Raw genomic sequence first — 23,102 nt, forward strand, 5'->3', positions numbered from 1 at the left:
AATGTATTGATTAATTCTAACTAGGCAATGCAACATTATAGGGAGTGAATTTCTAGTGAACGAGGATTTAATAAGTTTCATATTAGAAGGTTTTAGCAATAGTGAATTGAAAAAGATAATTCTGAATAAAAGAATAAAGATAATTGGCATTAGAGAAGTAAATGATAAAACTAGGGATATCGTATTGAAAAATTTAAAAACAAAAAGTAATTTATTTGAAATATATAAACAATGGAAAAATCAGAAAAATAATTTAGTAGAACAACCTGAGATAAAAGAATTCGATATTGACCAGGTTATTAATGATATCAACTTGGGTAAGTTAAGTAGCTTTCGAGGTCTTTCTAATTATTTATTAACTATGATAAGAATAGAAGGTTTTGAGAAAGTCACATATTTTTGGGAAGCAAATAAAGAAAGCTTGGAAAAGACTAGAGTAGTAAATCAAATAGAAATAAAAAATGAAGAAAAACGAGATAATATTATTGATAGTATAAACAAAAATTATTTAAAAGAGTTAGAAAAACTAGAAAAAAAACAGTTTAAAGAGCGTATAAAATGGCAGACTAATGAATCGAAAATGAATAAGTTAATAAAACAACGAGAAAATGAAATTTCAAATCTTCAAAATGACAAAAAAAACTTACAAAAAAAATATGCAAATACATTAAGTGAGTTAAAACAAAACTTAGAGAATAATAAAAAAGAGACAAAAGAAATAAGTAATTTAATAACTCAAAAAGAAAGACTACAGAAAGAGTTTGAAAAACTAAGAATGGAAAACAATGATTTAAAACAAGAAAACATAAAAAAATATGAATTTATTGGTGAGTTGAAAGATGTAAACATATTGAATATTAACGAAATAAAGAGACTAAATTTTTTAATACAAAAACAAAAGAATGATAAATTTTTTTTAGAATCAACAAATGGAATTTCAGAAGTGGAAGATAAAGAAAATCAAAAAAAGCAAGACTATATAGTAAATCAGGAAAATCAATCAGAACATCTGCTTGAAAGTACTGAACAAGTCCGAAAAGAAGAATATCTTGGTAAAATGACTGAAGAAAATACACAAAAAGAAAAAAAGAAGAAAAAGATTTTAGTGTTTGGTGAGATAGCAGGATTCAACTTTAAAGAAGACTTATTTGAAGTTTATACAAGTAGCACAATGCCAGAAGATATGGCACTGTTTGAAGAAGATAATTATGAAGCAATCTGGCTAATCAAGTATAGATTTGTTAAAAAAGGGCAACGTGGCTTAGTTTCAAAGAAATTTAAAAAAATAATAGAAATTAATAATTTTACTGAATTAAAAGGAGCTTATAAAAATGAATCATAAATCTAATGTAGATATGATAGGTGTTTTAGCTAATGAACCAGTTATAGATGAGGATAGATATGTTCAACCTATAACAATTAACAAAAATAATGACACCGTTTTTACGATAATACCATTATCAAACTTTTCATCAGATGTTCCAGAAGATATTCGTTCAGTCCAATGTTTTAGCAATGAACTACTTCAATGGGGATACACAGATTCAGGTACAGATGATCATAATCTTAGGAAAAGTGAATTAGCAGATTTTTTATCAGATTTTCTGATAATATTTAAACCAGAAAAGCGAAAATCGGGTCAAACTGATTATTACTATGTTGCAAGAGAAATTAGGTTGGTGGAGTTACCTGATGATTTTAGCGATAAATCAGTTTATGAACCTATACCAGTTTTTAAACCTAATGATGAAGGACTTGTTTTTCACGATAGTTCTATAGATAAATTCGAAGAACGTCTAACAACCTTTCAATACACAGGAGTAGCAAACAACGTATCCAGAGAAGAAGAAGATTATCCAACTCGGGTTATATGGGAAGATGAAGATAATAGATTTTTGTATACAGGAATCATATTTCAAAATAATAATATTCATGGTGTAAGATATAAAATAAATCCAGATGAATTTAAAAAATATCTAATTAATGATAGTTGGGATGAATTTGTGTGCACTAATGGAGAAAAAGAAGATATTCTATTTGTACCCAACGATAAATTAACACACGAAGATATTGGTAAACTAGAAGAAATATTATTGTTGGACGATCTAAGTTTCGCTAGTGTAGAGTCAAAAGATAGCGTATTAAATGCAAAAGAAATATCTGAAGAAGTTATGTTGGAAGAACAAATTGATGAAGAAGAAGAGTTTATGCAGTACTTCATTGAAGTAACTACAGGTAAAAAGTATAACTTGTACTATGATGAAAAAGATTTATACAATTTTCATACAGCTATGAAAACAGGAAATTTAGTTATATTAGCTGGACTCTCAGGTACTGGGAAGTCAAAGTTAGTTAAAGCATATGGAGATGCCTTGAAGTTGAAAGAAGGTCAATCTAAAATTGTTCCAGTTCGTCCCTTTTGGCAAGATGATTCTGATTTCTTAGGGTATGCGGATACAATAAATTCAATATATCGAGCAGGAGATTCGGGCGTAGTAGATACGTTAATTGACGCACAAAATAACACAGATCAAATGTATATTATTTGTTTTGATGAAATGAATCTAGCTAAAGTTGAACACTATTTTTCTCAATTTCTATCAGTGCTCGAAATGGATAATGAACAAAGAAAAATTAGCTTATACAATCAAGATTTAGCAAATAGATTTTATAATTCTGAAAAATATCCACATGAAATAAAAATCCCAAGAAATGTTTTATTTGTAGGAACAGTAAACTTAGATGAATCTACATTTCAATTCTCTGACAAAGTACTTGATAGAGCTAATGTAATTAATTTAAATATGCTACCTTTTTCTGAATTAGTAAATGAAAGAGAGTATCCTGAAAGTAAAAAAAATGCAGGGAAAAAAGGTATGGACTATGAAAAATTCAGAGAGTTTTCCCTAGGAAATGAGGGTTTAATTAAAACTGAATTAGTTTTTTTTGAGAAGTTGCATAAAATAATTAATGAATCCAATAGACATGTTGGGATCGGTTGGAGAATAATAAAACAAATAGACGAATATTTAAAAAATATTCCAGTTCAATCTCCAATAAAAAAAGATGAGGCAATAGATTTACAAATTGTTCAGCGGATACTAACAAAAGTTAGAGGTTCTGAAGGACAATTATCAATATTATTAGGAGATAGTACTAATCCTGGAGAACTTCTGGATTTATTGGATGCGAATAAGGAAATCTCTTCGTTTAGTGAGTCACGAAAAGTTATTCAGCATAAAATAAAGGAGCTAAAAATCCATGGTTACACCATGTAAGTTATTTTTAAAAAGTGATCGTTACGAAAAAGAATTGATTTTTTTTGGGAACGATAATATCGAATCTTTTAAATTATGTGAAATTCCAGAGTTTAGTGAACTAATTGAATTATCTGTTTCTGCAGGAGCAGAGGTGTTAATCAAAATTGAAGGATTTGATTTTATGGATAATGTTGAAATCGACGATGATGGATGGTGGAAAATTGGAAAAGAACAAATCTATTTATATTCATTTAAACATAAAATAACTGAGCCTTTAATACCTGGTTATTATCAAGTACTCTTAAAGGATGCTAAAAATAATGTTCACTATAGTTGGTTTAAGATAAATCCTAAGAATATGAGTGTCTCTGAATGGGAACTTATGAAATCTGAGATAGAAAAAGAAGTTGTTGGCTTATCACTTGACATGAAATTTAGAAATACGGGAAATAAACATGATAAGAGTTCAGTAACTTCAGATAATATAATTTTCAATAAGATAACGGTACTAAATGCAGAACTGCCTAAGTTTACAAATATACTAAATCAAATAATACTTAATCCTAAAAGTGAAATTGGAAAGAATTACTTTTGGCAAGAAAAAGGAAAAAGATTCAATATTGATCAACAAACAATAAAACATTTAAGTAGATTTCCTGAAAAGACAAACTTAATATATACAAGTAAAAGATTTATTAATTATGATATAAACTCAAATAGAGAGCTAATGTTTATTATTACTCAGGTTGAATTATTTTTAAAACAAATAAAGAGAACACTCGATATTTTTTTTGAAAGTGTAATGTTGGAAAAAAATAATTTTAAACGACTAAAATTTATTGATAATAGTTTGAAAGTAGTTGAAAAATATAATTTTATTATAAAAGAAGTACATGCTCAACCTTGGGTAAGTGAAATTTCAAAATACAATAATGGAATAAAGAATATTAGTGGTGTTAGAGATATAAAATATAATTATATGTATAAATTTTATTTAAAAGTTACTTCTAATAAACCTAATAAACAACTTGATAGTAACTATCAACTGTATTGGAAGAGTTCCGCTCTCTTGTACGAAATATGGGGATATTTAAAGATACTTATCATGATAAAGGAATCAGGATATGTACCAGTTTCAGGTTGGATATTTGATGATTCAAAATACGAAATACCGTTTATCGTAGATGGAACAATTGTTGTCTTTGAAAAAGATAATGTTAGATTAAATGTTGTATACAATAAAAAAATTCCTAGAGATAATGATGGCCTTGATCTATATAACCCAGTTTATATAAAAGCTACAAATAATAAGCCGGATATACGTATAGATATCTTTAAGGATAATAGCTATTTTGGTTCAATTGTGATGGACACCAAATATAGGAGCTTTACAAGTTTGTGGCAAAATGATGAAAGAGTACCAACTCAGTTAAGGAATTATAAAGATTCAATTAAGTCTAAAATACTATTTAAAAATTCATCAATAGAACAATTAATGAGACCATTTGCAGGGAATATAACTCCAGTCTTAGAAGTCTGGGTTTTATTTCCAAGATCCGGGAATGTAAAACTTGAAAATAAAATTCAAATAGATGAAAAGATATCATTTAAAGAATTTTCTCCTACCAAAGACCTAAGTAGTATGAAAAAAGAACTAATAGAACTTATAAATAGTAGAATAAATATTTCTTGAAATACTGTTCTATTTTATAATTTGATATTCTAGTAGAAAAAAATTTTTTTTACTATATCACATGAATTATTCAGGACTACTTCAGATGGCTATAATTGTTAATCTCATCTAATTTTTAAAATACAGATATATTTCATGAGACTGGTCTGTCCAATAAGCTATAAATTTTAGTTCAAAGCTAATGTTTCATAAAAAAAATTAAAGAATAAAAAACGGCAATAACATTTCGAAAAAAATAATAAAGTATGAAGTAAACTATGGTTTTAAAAAGTATGAATCAATCAGAAGTATAAATATTTTAAACATTATAAAAACATTTTATGAGGAGTATTTATGACAAAAACAGCTGAAAAAACCGTTAGAGGTTATGAGCAAAGAAAGTTATTTGATGAAAGGGAAAAACATGGATGTATAAAAAAAATCAAAGAAATAGAAAGTATCGTAAAACAACAAGTTTATGTAGATGCTGATAGAGTCTTTAGTATTTCAATGATTTCTTATAACGATACATCGGAATTCGAATGCAAGTGTGATAAATCATTTGAAGGGTTACTGACAACCGTGGGAGTCTGTCAATACGTATGGGTTGGTTTAACAGAAGATGACTTTGTTATTGTTATTGGTAAAACGAATGCTAATTTATATAAGCAAATGTATGGTGATTTATTTTATAAATATAAAGAATGGGGAACAAGTTTGACACCTCGTTTTATAACAGAAATAGTAGCAAATGAAGAGCAAAAGATAGTTTGGAATGCATTAGTAGACCAAGTTAATAGTTATATAAAAAAAGCAATAATAATTCCTTTTAATAAGAATTTAGAAGAAAGTGCTTCAATACTTGAAAAAAAAATTGGAAATCTTCTTCTAATTGATAATGATATCCCAATCTTAAATAAACGTTCACATAATTATAAATAAAGATAAAATGTAAATTTATTTTTAATTCAGCAAAAAATAGTGGGGAAATTAAGTAGAATAAATGAAGAATAGTGTAGAACAATTAATATTATTTCTCAAAAAGTATCTTTATTTGTTGTTAAACTACTTTTAATCAAAAGTATGTTATTCTTCGAATCTGACTAATGTTCGAATCAATTTCAACCTATCATCAAAAGAAGTTATGAGACATGTATAAAGTGTTGTATCATAGCTATTCTCAAAGTTTCATCTCTAACTTAAAGTTATGACTGAATAGTAGCAAATTGATTCTTCAATTAATTTCTCTACATGTTAAGTTGGATATATTATTCACTACGTATCTAAAAATATTAAGAAATATTTTAGGTGGTAGTCAAAATTTTATAGTATGTAATTTATCTATATAAGAAAAACATTATCCTGATAATGCTCAGAAGATATATTGGATATATTTAACTCACTTATTGGTAATATTAAAAAAGTCGGAACAAAAGGAATAATCAATTTAGGAAAAGCTGTGCTAATGGATGGTGCAGGAGTAGGTTCAGCATTTGATTATGCCACCACCAAAGTAATCGCTCATAGAGCAGGAAAACTCTTTCGGGCTGGTGGGATTATCGATTTCCACGCATTAAGTAAATAAGATAACTAAATGGTTTGGAGGAAAATTAAATGAAAGCGGATTTAGATAGGAAGTATTTTTTTGTAGATACTTTACTTGATGGTAGTGACCAACTGGATAATTTTATAGAACAAAAAAATTGGAAACTTGAGTTAGAAAATAAAGAGGATGAAGAACAGAATAAAAAGACTATGGAGCTACTTAGCGAAATGAGTGTAGGAGATTACATCGTTGCTAAAACGACCTATACACGTAAAAAAGATTTACCATTTGAGAATCCCAATAACAATACCGTTTCAGTTATGCGAATCAAGGCAGTTGGGATAATTGAAGAAGGATTAAACGATAGTCAAAAACTGTCTGTGAATTGGATACAAGATTATCGTCACGAGAACAAAGAATGGTACTTCTATACGAGTAAGGAATCTATCTGGAAACTTGACGTTCATCAATCAGACTTTTCAAAGAAATTAATTGAGTTTTCTATAGGTCAATCAGAACAAGATTATCAGTATTTCTTAAATGATCCAGAGTTAAAAGGTCAATGGTTTGGGAAAGTGACGCTTACTTTGAAAAAAGGAGTACCACTTAGTGTACGCTATGAGGACTTGAAAAATAGACAGTTGCTTTCGTTTAATGTAAATAATAAAGAATTTACAAAAGAAACGGTTAAGAATTTTGCTTGGAAGCGAATTGTAGAAGAAATAGCTTTATTTTTAGATATTCCAAACAAAGTGAATACAGTAATCACTGTGGAAGATGTATTTCCAGAAATTAAAGATGAAGAACAGCTTGAAAAATTAGCAAAAAGCTTTAAAAATACGGTTGGGTTCTATCCTTCTAAAGAGAAAATAGAAGAACAAAAAATAATCCAACGTTCGAGTTCACAGAGTAATATTTTAGAGGTCAAGCTTGGAGAAAAAAGTGTTTGGTATGCTACTTTCGCAGGAATAGATGCCATCATGCTAGTACAAGGACTATTAAATAAGTACGGTACAGGTGAAGAAAAGGTAATTGTCGATTATTCAGCAACTAAGAAAAATAAAAGTATTAAAGAAAAAAGAGAAAAAGAAACAATTGGTGGTATTGAGATAGTGGAAACGGAAAAAATAGAACAAGTGGGTCTAAATACAATTTTATATGGTCCTCCTGGTACTGGTAAAACCTACCAAATTGAGGAATACAAAGAAAAATTAGTTGGAAACCAAGTGACGAAAGAACAAGACTATAACTTTGATGGGTATTCATGGAGAGAGATTATTTATCTTGCTTATAAGGCACATAACTATAAATCACTGACAATCAAAGAAATAGAACTTTCTAAAGTAGTACAAGAATATAGCAAGACCAAAAAAAGTAAATCCATCTATGGAACGTTAAGTACGACAGTAATTGAACATGCTACAAAAGAGAGTACTACTTCTGCTTATCGTCAAGGAACAGATTTTTTTGAAAAAAAGAATAGTCGATGGGCATTAACTGAGTTAGGAAGATTGGATGCTGCTGAAGTTCCTGATCCATTAGAAGAACAAACAGAAACAGATTTCTTTTTTGAATTCGTGACCTTCCATCAGTCATTTGGCTACGAAGACTTTATTGAAGGGATTAGAGCTGAGTCAGTTGATGGAAAGATCCACTACGAAGTAAAAGATGGGGTATTTCTACGTTTTTGTAGAAAGGCAAAAGAAGATTTAGAAGATGGCAATAAGAATACATTTTTATTTGTCATTGATGAAATAAACAGAGCCAACATTAGTAAAGTGTTCGGTGAATTGATTACATTAATAGAAGATAGCAAACGGATTGACTATAAAGATGGAAAATGGACGGGTATGACAGCAACGTTGCCTTATTCTGGTGAACGTTTTGGCGTGCCAAGTAACGTTTATATTTTAGGGACAATGAATACAGCTGATCGATCAATATCAATGATGGATACAGCATTAAGAAGACGGTTTGAATTTGTAGAAAAAATGCCCGATTCAGATGTCATCCGAGAGAATGTTGGCGATAATGGGATTCTAGGTGATATCGACGTAGCAGAGGTATTAGACGTTCTCAATAAGCGTATTCGGGTTCTTTATGATAGAGAACATACGCTAGGACATGCCTTTTTTATGGGTATTGAATCAATAGAAGAGTTGCAAAAAACCTTCGAAAATAAAATTTTGCCTTTGCTTCAGGAATATTTTTATGACGATTTCAGAAAAATAAAAGCTGTACTCAACGACAGTCAAGAAATTTATATCCGAACGGAAAAAGAGAATGTAGCAGATCTTTTTGATAGAAACCTATTGGATGAATGGATAGAAGAAGAGAGTGGACACCTCGAATTGATTTCATCGGTTTCATTGGCAGAGTTTGAACGGTTTGTTGCAAACATTGTCAACAACACGTCTAGTCAATCAAATGAATAGAACGATTACGATTGCAGAATACGACCGAATCTATGCGAATGATACTTTTCAAGGCGTAAAAATTGCAAAAAAAGATATACAAGAATTAAAGGATTTTATTGATGAGAGTAACAGTGAATCTTCAAGTATGTCAGATTATTTACGACCTATCCGTAATGGCGTTCAAGCCAATCAATATGTAGGTGTATTGCAGACTAAGTCAGGACTCACAATTGAAATTTTGCCTAAAATTTCTCGCACACATCCAAATGATGAACAAGTTAGAGAATTATTTATTCGTATGCTGCGTACAGTAAAAAGGATTGATGGGAAAAACTTTGGTCAGGCCAATTTAAGTACCTATAAAAAGCCTATTTTAGAACTATTTATTGCGATGTTTATTGCTGAAGTAGATAATATTTTAAAAAGAGGGTTGAAATCTAGTTATATCACTAAACAAAGCAACGAAACCTTTTTAAAAGGGAAGTTACTGTTGCAACAGCAAATCCAGTATAATGCGATAAACAAAGCGAAGTTTTATACTGAATTTGATGAGTTTGAGGTAAACGGAGCAGAAAATCAATTGATCAAAACGACGTTAAGTTACCTATTGGGAGTCTCTCATGATCCACGAAATCAACGGTTAATGAGAGAACAACTAGTTTATTTTGAAAAAGTACAGGTGACGTTCCAACCCCAAATGGCTTTTCAAAAGGTTTCAATAAAACGACAATTTCAGTATTACGAGCAAGCTTTAAAGTGGGCTGAGATTTTTTTGAAGCAAAAATCGTTTACTTCATTTAAAGGAAGTTCGTTAGCTTTTGCTTTATTATTTCCAATGGATAAAATTTTTGAGGCTTACATAGCCACTAAGATGAAAAAGGCTCTGCCTCAGTTAAAAGTAGAAACTCAAGAACAACGATACTTTTTATTTGATGGAGACGATAATAATAAAAGTAGTTACCGTCTACGTCCAGATGCTGTCATTCGCTCTACTCTTGAAAGCGAGCAGGTAGTGATTGTGGATACAAAGTGGAAACTTTTAAAAGCAGATGGACCATCACAAGCGGATTTGTATCAGATGTATGCGTATTTTACACGCTACAGCCATCATTCAGAATCACTAGCAAAAGTGATTTTATTGTATCCTAAGAGTGATGATTATAAGGAAACGACTTTTAAGAGCTTAGATTTTTCTACTAATAGACTAGAGCTTGGAGCAAAAATTGAAGTGAGATACATTGATTTGTTTAGCCCAACGATTGAAGATCAACTACGAAGCCTCGTTGCTAATAAATAAAGTATAAAAAGACTGTAAACACACTCAGTGTATCCAGTCTTTTTGTACTTTATTCGAATTATCTACTGCATACAGTCTCTTACTCTGTTATAATAGCGCTCGATGTAGTAAAATAAATCGAACCAATCATTTTGAAAATGGTGCTATCAAATTTTTAGCATAGTTAGAGTTAAGTTAGTTGGGATAAAAAGTATTTCTGTTAAAATAAATAAACTAAAAAAAGATAGTGAATAGATAAGAAGCAAACTCACTTTACTTTTCAATTTGTTAGACGAAAGGATTTTAAAATGAAAGATAATTTTTGGCAAGAATTGCCACGACCGTTTTTTGTATTAGCACCCATGGAAGACGTGACAGATGTCGTATTTCGTCATGTAGTCGCTAAAGCTGCAAAACCTGATGTTTTTTTTACTGAGTTTACGAATAGTGAAAGTTACTGTCACCCAGAAGGCAAAGAAAGTGTTCGTGGGCGGTTGACGTTTACAGAAGACGAACAGCCAATGGTTGCTCATATCTGGGGAGATAAACCTGAGTTCTTTAGAGAGATGAGTATCGGTATGGCAGAACTAGGGTTTCGTGGATTAGATTTGAACATGGGTTGTCCAGCACCGAATGTCTTCAAGCATGGCCGAGGATCAGGATTGATTCTGCGTACAGAAGTTGCGGCGGAATTGATTGAAGCAGCCAAAGCAGGTGGCCTTCCAGTAAGTGTGAAGACTAGATTAGGAGCGGCTAGTGTCGATGAATACAAAGCTTGGCTAACGCACTTATTGAAACAAGATATTGCGAACCTATCGATTCACTTACGTACCAAAAGAGAGATGAGTAAGGTAGATGCACACTGGGAATTGATTCCAGAAATCAAGAAATTGCGTGATGAGATTGCACCTCAAACCTTGCTAACAATTAATGGCGATATTCCTGATTATAAAACAGGCATGGAGCTAGCTGAAAGTTACGGAATTGATGGCGTGATGATTGGACGTGGAATTTTCCATAATCCATTTGCTTTTGAAAAAGAACCTAGAGAGCATGGGCCAAAAGAATTGTTAGATTTATTCAGAACGCACTTAGATTTATTTGATCAGTTTTCAGAAACGGATACACGTATCTTCAAACCACTGCGTCGTTTCTTTAAAATTTATATCCGTGAATTTAAAGGAGCAAGTGCTTTAAGAGTCCAATTAATGGAAACTCAAACAACAGCTGAAGTTCGGACATTGTTGGATGAATTTGAAGCGAAGTATCTTGTTGAGAACGAGACGGTCTTAAACTAATTAAAAAAGCTTGAAGAATCAGTACATGATTTTTTAAGGCTTTTTTTGTAAGAGAAGAGATAAAGTAGAAGAAAAGAACAAAAATAGCAAGGAATTAAAAACTGGAAATAGAGCATATAAGTATTTAATGCTGACAGTAAAAAAGGAGTGGAATGGATATGGATAACAAAGAATTACCCATCATACCGGTTAATGACTTTCCTGAATACAACGTAGCTACTCAAGACTACTTGTGGCCGGTAATCGTGAAGTACCATGAGCAACCAGAGATTAAATTTTTTACTTCTAAATCAGAGATAATGAAAGCATTCCGCCTATTAGATGCTATAGGTGAAAGTGATTCAGATTTGCCAATAGCAATAGGTGATCGTACATTTAAACAAGACAAGTTAAAATCGCTACATTTTGAAGGGCGAACGTATGCTTTTTATGATCAAGAATAAACTTTTTAAAATAGGGATAAAAAAAACTAGTTTCTAGAAAATATAGAGTTCGTTTTTTGTTTAAGGACTGATTTATGGTTCAAATGATTTAAATACAGACTAATTCCAGTTACAATCAGTTCTGTTAGTACGAATGAAAACCATACACCTGTCATAGTCCAAAAATAACTCGCGATTAGAAGGATAGGAACAATGAGGACCAATCCTCGTAAAAGTGAAATGAATAGGGCTTCTCTGACATGTTCTGTCGCACTTAAGATCATGGTGGTTACAATCGTTACTCCGGCAAAAAAGAAGCCAAGAAAATAGATTTTTAAACCGACAGCTGCTATTTCTGCTACACGGCGATTGTTTTCACTGTTGAAAAGGTGTATCATGCTTTCAGAAAATACGAGTATAATCGTATAGAGTGTAAAAGCGATTAGAAGAGCGGTAACCAAAGCATAGTGACGGATCTTTTTAAGTTTATCGAATTCTTTTAATCCAAAATAGTGGCTGATTAATGGTTGGGTACCTTGAGCTAATCCAGTGAAAATCGCAATGGCTACTAAAGCTAAATTTGCTACAATGGCATAGGCCGCTACTCCATCATTTCCTTCTAGTCGTAAAATAACCCTGTTAAAAGTAATCAAAGCAACGGCTGAAGAAATTTCAATCACAAAGGAAGACAAGCCCAAACTGAAAATATCCTTAACACGTTTTAATTCTAGTTTAGTTTTAATCAACTTGATTGTGTTGTTCTTTTGTACGAAATGAATAAGTAAAACAAAGATACTTATAATGGGAGCCAGCCCGGTTGCAAAAGCAGCACCAAATATTCCCATATTAAGCGGGAATATAAATATATAGTCTAAAATAATATTTGAAAAACTACCGACCAACATGGCAATCATGGATAAATTTGGGTTGTTATCATTTCTTACAAAAGCTAATAGAATGTTATTGACTATAAAAAAGGGTGCGAAAATGAGAATCGTAGTCAGATACGTTTGTGTTAATGGGAGAGTGAGGCTATCTGCTCCTAGACCACTAGCTAAACGTTTTGCGCCAAAAATACCAATCAAGAGTAATAGTACTCCTACCATGAGACCTATTTTTAAAGAGATAGAAAATACACGAGTAGCGCTCTCTTTCTTTTGTACTTTTAACAGAATGAATTTAGTAGCCCCGCCAATCCCGATCATTAGACCCAGTCCGTGTATGATACTATAAATAGAAATTGAAAGATTCAGTGAGGCTATGCCTATAGAGCCTAAAGCTTTAGAAACAAAGTAGGTATCCGCCAAAATGTATAGAGAAAGACCAATCATGCCTAAAATATTGACACTGGCGTACTGAATAAATTTTTTAAGAATTGATGGTTTCATTTTTTCTCCTTTCAAAACAAAAAGGTATTCTGGTAACATTCCTCCAAAGACCTAATGGAATGCTACAGAATACCTTTTAAACTTCACCCGGTGGCAAAGTTTAGGCTTATATTTTTACTCTTCAAAGTAGTATAGTACACGTTCTATAGATGGTCAAGCAACCGAAATCTAGTTCATCATAAAATTCAAACAAAAAAGTTGACTAAACCTAGTTTCCAAACAGAATAGTTAGGAGCTCTTTTTTTCTAATTCACTATTTTTAAACGAATAGGATAAGTCATTTTATGGTTAAATACTGTTATTTTAGTAGCGATTCTTTCTACTTTCTAATTAAAATAAAGATAGCAGAGCGTGTTTCTGATCTAAGAAAAGTGTTTTTTGACAATTTTTATCTTTTACGAAAAAAAGCTCCCAAGACAGCTGTTTTGGGAACGATTGAAAGTAGTTATATAGAAGAATTTGACTATTTAGTCTTTATTATCCACCTATCATTTTAAGTAGAAGACCTAGAAGTGGTCCATAAAACGCGTAGTCCGTTTCACTTAAGATACGCATAATAGGGGCGTAACTCCCAACCATTGGTAAAAGAAATGCTTGGCCAAAAATAAGGATTAAACCATTTACAAAAGAGCCAATCAGAGCGCCTCTTCTTCCACCAAATGCATTACCAAAAATACCTGTAATGGCGCCTGTGAAGAATGTCGGGATTAAAGCTGGAAAAACAACGATTGGATAATTTAATAGGCCTAAAACGAGCATACCCACTAACCCAGCGACGAGGCTGGAAAGAAAGCCAACGATAACAGAAGTAGGGTAATGAGGAAATAGTAATGGGATATCTAATCCAGGAATTGAATCTGGGATAAGTTTAGTAGCAATTCCATGAAACGCTGGAATAATCTCTGAAAGCATCATTCGTACGCCAGTTAGAATAACAGTAATCCAAACACCAAATTCAACACCACGAAGAATAGAGTATACAAAAATATCTTGTCCGTTACTGATATTTTCAGCAACCCATCCAGCCCCTGCAAAGAGGGAAATAGATAAGAATAAGAGAGACATGACAAGCGTAAGAGCAATAGTCATTTCTCTTAAGAAACTTAATTGCTTTGGTATATGCATCGTCTCTAAATCATTCTTTTTGTTTCCAAATAATTTTGCTAGACCAGCAGAAATGAGAAGTCCGACTGAACTAGAATGAGCAAGAGTGAATCCTTCTCCACCTTTGATGTGTTTCATAAGTGGTGCAACATAGGCACAGCTTATCGTCATATAAAATCCTAGTAAAAGTGATCCAATTAAGACTAAAGGTATAAGTTCAAGTGAGGTATTAAATTTTAATAAAGCCGCGATTAATCCAGCATAGAAGAAAGAAACATGTGCTGAAAGGTGAACGTATTTCCATTTTGTAAAGCGTGCAAGAAGTAAATTTACCAAGAAACCAAAAGCAAATATCAAAGCCATTTCAGTTCCTATCTCTGATAAACTTTCTGTTTGGGCAGCACCGATATCAGTAGGTACTGCCTGAATGTTAAAGATTTTAGAAAACAGTGGTTGTAAAGGGAGAAGGGCAACACCTAATGTTTGCCCGCCTATATTGATCATGGTAAAACCAATCATCGTTTTAATGACACTTGGAAGAATCTGAAACCATAGTTTTTTCTGAGCAATCATTCCTATTAGGACTACAAATCCAATAATAAAGACAGCTTGCCCTAAGATAGTAGTAATAAAGTACATAAATAGTCCCACAGTTTATCTCCTTTTACGATAAGTTTTTTATTGTTTCTAAAAGTTGTTCTTTCAAGTAAGGTTTATCTATCATATTATCCATTCGAACAATGCGGACTGAAGAACTGCGTAGTGTATCCGCAAAATCAGAAGTCGTAATTAAAATATCATAGCTGTCTGGATCTACGGAACTGATATCTGATGCTTCAACATTAGCCTCAATTTCTTCAGCGTCTAAAATTTGCTGCGAAAATAGGCGCATCATTAAACTACTTCCTACTCCAGCTCCACAAACGGTCACAATTTTAATCATTTTTAGCTCCTCCTTTTATAATAGCTAACATTTCCTTAGCTGATGTTGCTTCCTTTATACCTCTTATCTTTTCTTCATTTCCTAGTATATCTACTAATTCAGATAAGGCTTCTAAGTGAGATTGATGATCCACTGCACATAATCCAATCACAATTGTTACGGGATCATTTTTTGGATGTCCAAATACTACTGGTTCTTTTAATGTAACGAGACTCAAACCGATAGCTAACACTCCTTCTTCTGGTCTAGCGTGAGGCATTGCAATGCCTGGTGCAATAACGATATAGCTGCCATTAGTTGCGATGTTTCTAATCATGGCATTGATGTAGCTTTCTTTTGCATAGCCTTTAGTGACAAGGAGTTGACCGACCAAAGAAACGGCTTCATCTCGTGTTTTGCATTCATAATTGACTTGTATCATATCGGGGGTCAGTATATCTAATAATAGGGTCATAGTACTCTAATGGCTTCTTTCATTTGAAAGACAAAATCTTTTACGTGAGGGACGCATGTCTCTCCATACTTGCCACATATTTCTACAATGGCTGAACCGACGATAACGCCATCTGACAAAGCAGCCATTTTTTTTGCTTGTTCTACAGTCGAAATTCCAAAACCAATAGCGCAAGGAACGGTACTGTTTTTTCTTATCCTTTCAATACTCTCTCCAATGTCATTAGAGAGAGTATTTCTTGTACCCGTTACTCCTAAAGAAGAAACACAATAAACGAACCCCTTTGCTTGGCTTGCGATTGTAGTAACTCTTTCTTTAGACGTTGGGGCAATAAGTGAAATGAAGTCTATCTCATATTTAGTACAAGCCATTAAAAATTCATCTTTTTCTTCAAAAGGCACATCAGGAACAATCAAGGCATCAACGCCTATTTCTTTCATAGTTTTAATGAATCGTTCGATATTATATGAAAAGACGACATTTGCATATGTCATAAATGCCAGAGGAACTTGAGAGTTCTTTCTGACTTTTCTAACCATCTCAAAAATTTTATCAGTAGTAATATCGTTTTTAAAAGCTCTTAAACTAGAAGCTTGTATTACAGGACCTTCTGCTGTGGGGTCAGAAAAAGGAATACCTAATTCTATTAGATCTGCTCCCGCTTCTTCCATGGCATAGACGAGTTTCTCAGTGATTTCTAAGTTTGGATCCCCACAGGTTATGAAGGGAATAAAGGCTTTACCATTTTCAAAAGCTTGCTTCGTTCTATTCATTAACATCTTCCCCCCTATATCTTGCTATTGCAGCACAATCTTTATCGCCACGTCCCGATAGATTTATCACAATTATTTTATCTTTCGATAGGGTAGGCGCAAATTTCATAGTATATGCGATGGCATGAGCACTTTCGATTGCTGGAATGATTCCTTCCATTTTTGAAAGATACTCAAAAGCAACGACGGATTCTTCGTCGGTTACTGGAACATATTCTGCTCTGCCACTATCATGTAAGTGACTATGCTGAGGACCGACACCTGGATAATCAAGACCAGCTGAAATGGAGTGAACAGGTGATATCTGGCCATCTTCATTCTGACGGAAATAACTCTTCATCCCATGGAAAATCCCGACATTACCAGTTGTAATACTTGCAGCAGTTTTTTGTGTATCTACTCCTTTACCAGCAGCTTCACATCCGATTAGACGAACGTCTTCATCTTGGATAAAGTTATAAAAAGCGCCGATTGCATTTGAACCGCCTCCTACACAGGCGATAATAGCATCAGGAAGTCTACTTTCTTTTTCAAGGATTTGTTCTTTTATTTCTTTGGAGATGACAGCTTGAAAGTTCGTTACCATAGTAGGGAAAGGATGCGGACCTACGACAGAACCAAGAACATAATGAGTGTCATCAATGCGTTTTGTCCACTCACGCATTGTTTCCGATACGGCATCTTTTAAGGTTGCTGTACCCGCGGTGACTTCATGTACAGATGCACCTAGCAGTTTCATTTTATAGACATTAAGAGCCTGTCTTTCTGTGTCTTCTTTGCCCATAAATATCTCGCATTCCATTCCGAAAAGCGCAGCGGCAGTAGCAGTTGCTACGCCATGTTGACCAGCACCTGTTTCAGCGATGACTCGAGTTTTCCCCATTTTCTTCGCTAATAAAACTTGTCCAAGGACATTATTAATCTTGTGAGCACCTGTATGATTCAAATCTTCTCGTTTAAGATAAATTTTCGCACCACCTAAGTCCTTCGTCATTTTTTCGGCATAATAAAGTCTAGAGGGTCTACCGGCGTATTCATTTAATAATTCACTGAGTTCATTTTGAAAATCCTCATTATTTTTATAATAGTCATAAGCCGTTTCTAATTCTGAAAGAGTACCCATAAGTGTTTCAGGTATATATTGACCTCCATGAATTCCAAATCGTCCTTTTTTTATTGTATCTGTCATCCTATTTTCCTCCTATGTGTTTGTTTTACAGCAGCTACCATTTTTTTCAAATCTTTACTTTTATTCGTTTCGACACCAGATGATAGATCAACACCAAAAGGTTGAATAAAAGCCGTAGCTTCTTTGATATTTTCTGAAGAAAGGCCACCTGCCAAAAAGAATGATCGCTTTATCTTTTTTACCCGTTTACCTGTAAGTCTTCGCAATTTTTTTATCTAGCCATTATCTTCCTTTCCATGAAGTAGAACGATATCAATTGGATTTTTTTACAAATCCCAGTGACAGCTTGGTAGTGTACATCTACAAAGATGCCTACTGCTTTGATTTTAGGGTTTAATTTACTTTTTAAATTCTTTGCTTAATCGAGAGTCAGGCTTCTATGACTTTTTTGGAAATTGATAATAAAGCCAATAAAGTCAGGTATAGCTAGATACGTATAGTCAATTATAATTTTCTTAACGCTCAGTCTTAAAAGAACTTCTGCAAATAACTCAACAAGTATTTTGTTGCCTGCTGGATTCGATAAAGGCCCTACCTAATAGGTCGAAGATAGTACGAATGGCAAGTTCTTTTCTAGTTGGTGCAATATGCTTCCTTAATTATTATGGATCTCCTTTCATTTTTAAAAACAAAAAAACTCGCCCTTAACAGAATAAACTGTTAAGGACGAGTAAATAAACCCGTGGTACCACCCCAATTTATGGCAAAGCCATAATCTCTACGAAATACTAACATATTCCAGACTACTAACGTAAGTCATAACGTCACATTGTACTCGATTGTAAAAACAACCTTTCATTGCGCCCTCTACGGTCCATTTAATAAGCAGTAACTGCTTGGTTCACACCACACCAAGCTCTCTGTAAGTTCTTTTCTTATTTTTATCTCCGTATCATTGGTTTGTATATTAATAATTTAATTATTCACAACTTTAACACGATAGTCAAAATTGTCAACTGAAGTGTTTTGATAATAGGTCATAAACTTTTTGAATTGCTATTAAACAGAGTCAAGATTATAATGAAAAATTCCAAGGATAATAGTTTTTGCGGCATCTTTTTTTGTAGATTTTTCAATTAAACTTTGTATTTTTTTCCTTTCCAATGTAAAATGTACTTGGGTCATATGACTGTCTCCTAGACATGTTTTTGTGGTTAAAAATGTCGTACTATAAAGAGGCTTTTATAGGGTTTTTTCTTTTTAAAAATTATATGGACTTTATCTCAAACAGGGTGTACTTTTTTTAGAAACCGACGTACACTTTTGAATAACAATACATATAAAGTAGTATACCTAAATTTTATAGGAGGAGTGTGAATGAAAAAAAGATGAGACTGATTAGCTCATTTTCGTATTTTTTTTCCTTTTTATTGGAATCAAAGATTTTACAATTGCTAATAATGTGTCTCCCCTTATCCTGAGGCGGACTTATGTAATAAAGAATTTGAAACAATAAAAAGTGTCGCTAATCCAAAAATTCAAACACTCTCAGATGGAGAGCATATAAAAGATAAATTAAAAATTATAGAAAAGGACGTGGAATGAGTGACTATTCCAGTAAATTCATTCACATGGTTATTGGCTGCTTTGCCAATAATTGTACTCTTAATCCTCATGGTAAAGTTTCAGTGGGGAGCGGATAAAGCCGCACCGGTAGGACTAATTATTTCATTTCTATCTGCAATAACGGTTTACAAGTCTAGTTTATACCTGATACTTCTTGAAAGTTTGAAGGGGATTTGGACTTCTGTAACCGTTTTACTGATAGTCTGGACAGCTATTTTACTTTATGAAGTAGTAAATGAGGCTAAAGCATTTGAAGTGTTTAAACACGGGATGCAAAAAGTGACTCCCAATGAGTTACTCCAAGTCTTAATTTTCGGCTGGATATTTATAAGCTTCTTAATGGGAATTACAGGATTTGGTGTGCCTGTAGCAATAGGGGCACCACTATTAGTAGGCATAGGAGTAGCGCCTATCTGGGCGGTATTTATACCTTTAATTGGACATGCCTGGGGCAATACATTTGGAACATTAGGAGTAGCTTGGGATGGCTTAGTTGTCCAGACAGGCATAGGCGATAATCCAGAGCTGTTACTTAAAACAGCTTTATGGGCAGCTTTATTTATCTGGATATGGAATTTTATTTCTGGACTAGCTATTTGTTGGTTTTACGGAAAAATAGAAGCCTTGAAAAAGGGATTACCTGCTGTTATCTTAATCTCTTTAATACAGGGTGGTGGGCAATTAATCATGTCACAAATTAACCCAACACTCGCAGCTTTTATACCTTCTAGTGTCGCATTAATCGTTGTTTTATTTTTAGGTCGAACAAAGATGTATGGCAGCGAATGGCACGTAGAAAACAGTCGCATAATGGATAGGTCAAAAACAGAAGAAGGAGCCGTTAATTATCCTAAAGATATGAAAATTAACCAAGCCTTTTTGCCTTATTATCTATTGACAGTTATAACGTTATTTGTCTTGTTAGTCAAGCCTGTGAAAAGTTTCCTTGGCCAAGTATCGATAGGCTTTTCTTTTCCGGAGACAAGCACAGGTTATGGCTTCGTAAACGTAGCCTTGGAAAAATTCGCACCTTTTGCACCGTTTACCCATGCAGCAGTTTTCTTAGCTCTTTCTTCACTAATAGGGTATTTATACTACAAAAAGAATAATTGGATAGAAGATGGTGGAGGAAAAAGGGTCATTAAAAAGTCTTTAGAAAAGACCATTCCATCTGGATTAGCAGTAATAGGTTTTATTATTATGTCACGTATTATGGGAGGAACAGGTCAAACCATCGTTTTAGCAGAAGGGATGTCGTCTGTATTTGGTAAAGAATTTGTTCTGTTATCACCGGTAGTGGGAATGCTTGGATCATTTATGACGAGTAGTAATTTAGCTTCAAATATATTATTTGGAGATTTCCAATTATCTGCAGCTAAAATATTAAACTTAGATCCCGCGTTGTTATTAGCCGCTCAAACTGCGGGTGGAGCAATAGGAAATACAATCTGTCCTGGTAATATTATTTTAGGGACAACTACAGCAGGAATATTAGGGCAAGAAGGAATAGTTTTGAAAAAGATTTTACCAATAACGGTCTTTGCAGCTCTAATCATTGGGGTTATCATGTATTCAGTATTGATTGTGTTTTAAAAAATATGACATAATGAGATTTCCTAATTTTATTAACAGCCCTTAGTAAAGAAAATTGCTAAAGATGAATAGATATTATACTATTACATTATATGATTCATACCGTCTATTACATGAGTCAAGTAAAAAATAAGTCTTAGTCTTTTTGCAAAATTTACATGCTCTATACTAAACGATAAAGGTGGAGTTAATATGAAAAAGGTGTTTGGAAAAAAATCTACAACTGATGAATTAGAAGAGTTTAAACAAGTAGAAGTAGCGGATCAAGTTAACACAGAAGATGCAGACAGTGAATCCGAGCAAAGTTCAAAAGAATTTGACTCCTTCTTCTCAGATGTACTAAAAAAACTGCCAACAAAAACATCCGCTATCGTACTCAATACGTATGATAAATCAAAAGAGCAAGCTGAAAAAACACTGAATAAAAGCAAAAGTCAATTTGATACTATTTTTGACACGTTTTTAGAAGGTGTTGATGAAGAAACACGTAAGAAATGCCATAAAACAGTTCATGCTGCTTCTTTAACGGCAGTGATTATTGGTTTTTCGCCTATTCCTTTTTCCGATGCTTTCTTGCTAGTACCGGTTCAATTAACAATGATGGCTCGTTTGCATAAGATATTCGGCCAGTCATGGTCGGAGAGTTTGGGTAAAAGCTTGTCCAAGGAATTAATCATTGTTGGTTTAGGTAGAAGTGCAGTTGGAAATATCCTGAAGTTTATTCCAGTGGTTGGGAGTGTTGCGGGTGCTGCAATTAATGCGACTGTCGCTAGTACAATAACAGAATCTTTAGGATGGATAACGGTAAAAATGCTAAATGATGGGGAAGATATTTTTGAACAAGCTACCTCGTTTAAAGGACAGTATCGCTCGTTAATGAAGTTGCTTAAAAATTCGAATAAATCAGTAAACTAAAAAATATAAAAAAATTAGAAAAGAGATAAAGCATGAGATGCTTTATCTCTTTTTTGTAGCAATAAAATTAATTTTTTTGAATCATTATCGACTAAACTGCGTATATACTCTGTTAAAAAATAACGCATACTTTTAAATAAGAATACATTCAGTTAACTGTAGGAATACGTATGAAAAAGATCAGGAGAGTTAGTCTTATTCTTTTGTTTGCATTATTTTTTATTGGAATAAAAGAGGTTACAGCTGCTAGTTATGTTAATGTCCACTTTATAAACGTCGGACAAAGGGATACGATTTTGATTCAAACACCTAACGAGAATATTTTGATAGATGATGGGGGAAAAGGGAAAGGCCCTCAAGTCGTTAATTATTTAAAAAGAATGGAGTAACAACGCTTAGTGCAGTTGTTTCCACCCATCCTGATGTAGATCATGTTGGAGGCTTAGCTTATGTAATAAAGACCATGAAAGTCAATAAAGTATATGCTCCTAATATCAGTCATACTACACTAGCCTATAAAGATTTTCTTTTAGCAGTCAAAAGTAAGAAAATGAAGATAACAGTCGCTAAATTAGGAGTAGAAATCCCAACGCAAGCTAAAGATATCACGTTGAAATTTCTTGGACCTGTTAGAGCATATGGTAAATCAGATTTGAATAACTGGAGTGGAGTATTGCATCTTAAACACAATAAAAAATCGTTTTTATTGATGGGGGATGCTGAAAACGCAGCTGAAAATGATTTATTAGCTAAAAAATTAATTTCTAAAGTTGATGTATTAAAAGTAGGACACCATGGTTCTAAGTATTCTACTTCTGCAAAATTTTTAGAAAAATCTATTCCTACTTATTCTATTTTATCTGTAGGTAAAAATGGCTACGGCCATCCGACATCCGACGTATCTAACCGATTAAAAAAGGTGAAATCAATTGTCTATAGAACAGATAAGTCTGGCAATATTGTATTTAGCTCAAATGGTATAAAAATCACTCCAAGGATGGTGAGGTAAATGGAGCAAGGGATTATTGATCGTTTTGAAGGTGAGCTAGCCGTTATTGAATTCGGTGAAGACATGCGAGATATTCCTAAAAACAAATTACCGGATGATAGTAAAGTTGGAGATGTATTGATTTTTGAAGGAGATACTATCACCATCGATAGAGCAGGTACAGCTAAGTTGAGAATTGAAATAGAAGAGTTAATGAAGGAATTATTTGAAGAAGAATAGTGGATTACAAAAAACTTTATCCTTACTCGGATAGAGTTTTTTTATTTTGTAGCTTTAT

At 33.0% G+C, this 23,102-nt stretch carries 20 protein-coding genes, 1 pseudogene and 1 other annotated feature; of the genes and pseudogenes, 14 read left to right on the plus strand and 7 right to left on the minus strand.

Going from position 1 to position 23,102, the window contains the following annotated elements; genetic code table 11:
* The first annotated feature begins 55 nt into the window (after positions 1-55).
* The 9 genes from ACMHYH_RS01995 to ACMHYH_RS02035 all read left to right on the plus strand — a co-directional run bounded on the left by ACMHYH_RS01995 (position 56) and on the right by ACMHYH_RS02035 (position 11,912).
* Complete coding sequence (locus ACMHYH_RS01995; RefSeq protein ID WP_414839731.1) at positions 56-1,342, plus strand: hypothetical protein; 1,287 nt, start codon at positions 56-58, stop codon at positions 1,340-1,342.
* On the plus strand, positions 1,332-3,278 hold the full coding sequence (locus ACMHYH_RS02000; RefSeq protein WP_414839732.1) for an McrB family protein: 1,947 nt from the start codon (positions 1,332-1,334) through the stop codon (positions 3,276-3,278). The genes ACMHYH_RS01995 and ACMHYH_RS02000 overlap by 11 nt, the downstream gene beginning before the upstream one ends.
* Entirely contained in the window at positions 3,262-4,953 is a 1,692-nt protein-coding gene (locus tag ACMHYH_RS02005; RefSeq protein WP_414839733.1) for a nuclease domain-containing protein, read from the plus strand. Before ACMHYH_RS02000 ends, ACMHYH_RS02005 begins: the two co-directional genes overlap by 17 nt.
* A 333-nt stretch (positions 4,954-5,286) precedes the next feature.
* Entirely contained in the window at positions 5,287-5,874 is a 588-nt protein-coding gene (locus ACMHYH_RS02010; protein WP_414839734.1) for a hypothetical protein, read from the plus strand.
* A 442-nt stretch (positions 5,875-6,316) separates the two neighbouring features.
* Positions 6,317-6,517, plus strand: coding sequence for a hypothetical protein (locus tag ACMHYH_RS02015; RefSeq protein ID WP_414839735.1), 201 nt, complete (start codon positions 6,317-6,319; stop codon positions 6,515-6,517).
* Positions 6,518-6,546: 29 nt separating this feature from the next.
* On the plus strand, positions 6,547-8,913 hold the full coding sequence (locus ACMHYH_RS02020; RefSeq protein WP_414839736.1) for an McrB family protein: 2,367 nt from the start codon (positions 6,547-6,549) through the stop codon (positions 8,911-8,913).
* The gene (locus ACMHYH_RS02025; protein ID WP_414839737.1) at positions 8,867-10,192 is read left to right on the plus strand and encodes an McrC family protein; all 1,326 of its coding nucleotides are present in this window, start codon (positions 8,867-8,869) and stop codon (positions 10,190-10,192) included. Before ACMHYH_RS02020 ends, ACMHYH_RS02025 begins: the two co-directional genes overlap by 47 nt.
* A 287-nt stretch (positions 10,193-10,479) precedes the next feature.
* The gene (locus tag ACMHYH_RS02030; protein ID WP_414839738.1) at positions 10,480-11,469 is read left to right on the plus strand and encodes a tRNA dihydrouridine synthase; all 990 of its coding nucleotides are present in this window, start codon (positions 10,480-10,482) and stop codon (positions 11,467-11,469) included.
* 158 nt (positions 11,470-11,627) lie between these two features.
* Entirely contained in the window at positions 11,628-11,912 is a 285-nt protein-coding gene (locus ACMHYH_RS02035; protein WP_414839739.1) for a hypothetical protein, read from the plus strand.
* Between the two features lie 26 nt (positions 11,913-11,938).
* Here ACMHYH_RS02035 and ACMHYH_RS02040 read toward each other — a convergent pair whose 3' ends face one another.
* The 7 genes from ACMHYH_RS02040 to ACMHYH_RS02070 form a co-directional block, all read right to left on the minus strand.
* A complete protein-coding gene (locus tag ACMHYH_RS02040; protein WP_414839740.1) occupies positions 11,939-13,279 on the minus strand; it encodes an MATE family efflux transporter in 1,341 nt (446 codons plus the stop codon).
* Positions 13,280-13,756: 477 nt separating this feature from the next.
* On the minus strand, positions 13,757-15,034 hold the full coding sequence (locus tag ACMHYH_RS02045; RefSeq protein ID WP_414839741.1) for a PTS ascorbate transporter subunit IIC: 1,278 nt from the start codon (positions 15,032-15,034) through the stop codon (positions 13,757-13,759).
* Positions 15,035-15,047: 13 nt separating this feature from the next.
* Positions 15,048-15,326, minus strand: a complete 279-nt coding sequence (locus tag ACMHYH_RS02050; protein ID WP_414839742.1) for a PTS sugar transporter subunit IIB — start codon at positions 15,324-15,326, stop codon at positions 15,048-15,050.
* Positions 15,319-15,780: a PTS sugar transporter subunit IIA gene (locus ACMHYH_RS02055; RefSeq protein WP_414839743.1), complete on the minus strand. Its 462-nt coding sequence runs from the start codon at positions 15,778-15,780 to the stop codon at positions 15,319-15,321. The genes ACMHYH_RS02050 and ACMHYH_RS02055 overlap by 8 nt, the downstream gene beginning before the upstream one ends.
* On the minus strand, positions 15,777-16,553 hold the full coding sequence (gene trpA, locus ACMHYH_RS02060; protein ID WP_414839744.1) for a tryptophan synthase subunit alpha: 777 nt from the start codon (positions 16,551-16,553) through the stop codon (positions 15,777-15,779). Before trpA ends, ACMHYH_RS02055 begins: the two co-directional genes overlap by 4 nt.
* Entirely contained in the window at positions 16,546-17,742 is a 1,197-nt protein-coding gene (gene trpB / locus ACMHYH_RS02065; RefSeq protein ID WP_414839745.1) for a tryptophan synthase subunit beta, read from the minus strand. Before trpB ends, trpA begins: the two co-directional genes overlap by 8 nt.
* Positions 17,739-17,948 (minus strand): hypothetical protein, encoded by a 210-nt coding sequence (locus ACMHYH_RS02070; protein WP_414839746.1) that lies wholly within the window; start codon positions 17,946-17,948, stop codon positions 17,739-17,741. Before ACMHYH_RS02070 ends, trpB begins: the two co-directional genes overlap by 4 nt.
* A gap of 453 nt (positions 17,949-18,401) precedes the next feature.
* Positions 18,402-18,647 (minus strand) — a binding site (T-box leader).
* Between the two features lie 640 nt (positions 18,648-19,287).
* Between ACMHYH_RS02070 and ACMHYH_RS02075 the strand changes: the two genes are divergently transcribed.
* The 5 genes and pseudogenes from ACMHYH_RS02075 (at position 19,288) to ACMHYH_RS02095 (ending at position 23,044) form a co-directional block, all read left to right on the plus strand.
* Positions 19,288-20,901, plus strand: a complete 1,614-nt coding sequence (locus ACMHYH_RS02075) for an L-lactate permease (protein WP_414839747.1) — start codon at positions 19,288-19,290, stop codon at positions 20,899-20,901.
* A gap of 192 nt (positions 20,902-21,093) precedes the next feature.
* Positions 21,094-21,816, plus strand: coding sequence for a YcjF family protein (locus ACMHYH_RS02080; RefSeq protein WP_414839748.1), 723 nt, complete (start codon positions 21,094-21,096; stop codon positions 21,814-21,816).
* A gap of 170 nt (positions 21,817-21,986) precedes the next feature.
* Positions 21,987-22,205 carry a hypothetical protein gene (locus ACMHYH_RS02085; protein ID WP_414839749.1) on the plus strand — a complete coding sequence of 73 codons (219 nt, stop codon included), beginning with the start codon at positions 21,987-21,989 and terminating at the stop codon, positions 22,203-22,205.
* Positions 22,206-22,267: 62 nt separating this feature from the next.
* Positions 22,268-22,825, plus strand: a pseudogene (locus tag ACMHYH_RS02090) (ComEC/Rec2 family competence protein); the annotation flags it as partial.
* Positions 22,826-23,044 carry a DUF3006 domain-containing protein gene (locus tag ACMHYH_RS02095; protein ID WP_414839750.1) on the plus strand — a complete coding sequence of 73 codons (219 nt, stop codon included), beginning with the start codon at positions 22,826-22,828 and terminating at the stop codon, positions 23,042-23,044.
* Positions 23,045-23,102 lie beyond the last annotated feature (58 nt).

This window comes from Carnobacterium sp. TMP28, from assembly GCF_047553015.1.
Taxonomy (GTDB): domain Bacteria; phylum Bacillota; class Bacilli; order Lactobacillales; family Carnobacteriaceae; genus Carnobacterium_A.

What these genes read in the sequence shown, in the direction of transcription:
- ACMHYH_RS02055 (WP_414839743.1), bottom strand. Translation starts at nt 15,780, where the DNA reads ATGACCCTATTATTAGATATACTGACCCCCGATATGATACAAGTCAAT.
- ACMHYH_RS02080 (WP_414839748.1), top strand. Translation starts at nt 21,094, where the DNA reads ATGAAAAAGGTGTTTGGAAAAAAATCTACAACTGATGAATTAGAAGAG.
- ACMHYH_RS02020 (WP_414839736.1), top strand. Translation starts at nt 6,547, where the DNA reads ATGAAAGCGGATTTAGATAGGAAGTATTTTTTTGTAGATACTTTACTT.
- ACMHYH_RS02050 (WP_414839742.1), bottom strand. Translation starts at nt 15,326, where the DNA reads ATGATTAAAATTGTGACCGTTTGTGGAGCTGGAGTAGGAAGTAGTTTA.
- ACMHYH_RS02035 (WP_414839739.1), top strand. Translation starts at nt 11,628, where the DNA reads ATGGATAACAAAGAATTACCCATCATACCGGTTAATGACTTTCCTGAA.
- ACMHYH_RS02095 (WP_414839750.1), top strand. Translation starts at nt 22,826, where the DNA reads ATGGAGCAAGGGATTATTGATCGTTTTGAAGGTGAGCTAGCCGTTATT.
- ACMHYH_RS02010 (WP_414839734.1), top strand. Translation starts at nt 5,287, where the DNA reads ATGACAAAAACAGCTGAAAAAACCGTTAGAGGTTATGAGCAAAGAAAG.
- ACMHYH_RS02005 (WP_414839733.1), top strand. Translation starts at nt 3,262, where the DNA reads ATGGTTACACCATGTAAGTTATTTTTAAAAAGTGATCGTTACGAAAAA.
- trpB (WP_414839745.1), bottom strand. Translation starts at nt 17,742, where the DNA reads ATGACAGATACAATAAAAAAAGGACGATTTGGAATTCATGGAGGTCAA.
- trpA (WP_414839744.1), bottom strand. Translation starts at nt 16,553, where the DNA reads ATGAATAGAACGAAGCAAGCTTTTGAAAATGGTAAAGCCTTTATTCCC.
- ACMHYH_RS02000 (WP_414839732.1), top strand. Translation starts at nt 1,332, where the DNA reads ATGAATCATAAATCTAATGTAGATATGATAGGTGTTTTAGCTAATGAA.
- ACMHYH_RS02030 (WP_414839738.1), top strand. Translation starts at nt 10,480, where the DNA reads ATGAAAGATAATTTTTGGCAAGAATTGCCACGACCGTTTTTTGTATTA.
- ACMHYH_RS02085 (WP_414839749.1), top strand. Translation starts at nt 21,987, where the DNA reads ATGAAAAAGATCAGGAGAGTTAGTCTTATTCTTTTGTTTGCATTATTT.
- ACMHYH_RS02040 (WP_414839740.1), bottom strand. Translation starts at nt 13,279, where the DNA reads ATGAAACCATCAATTCTTAAAAAATTTATTCAGTACGCCAGTGTCAAT.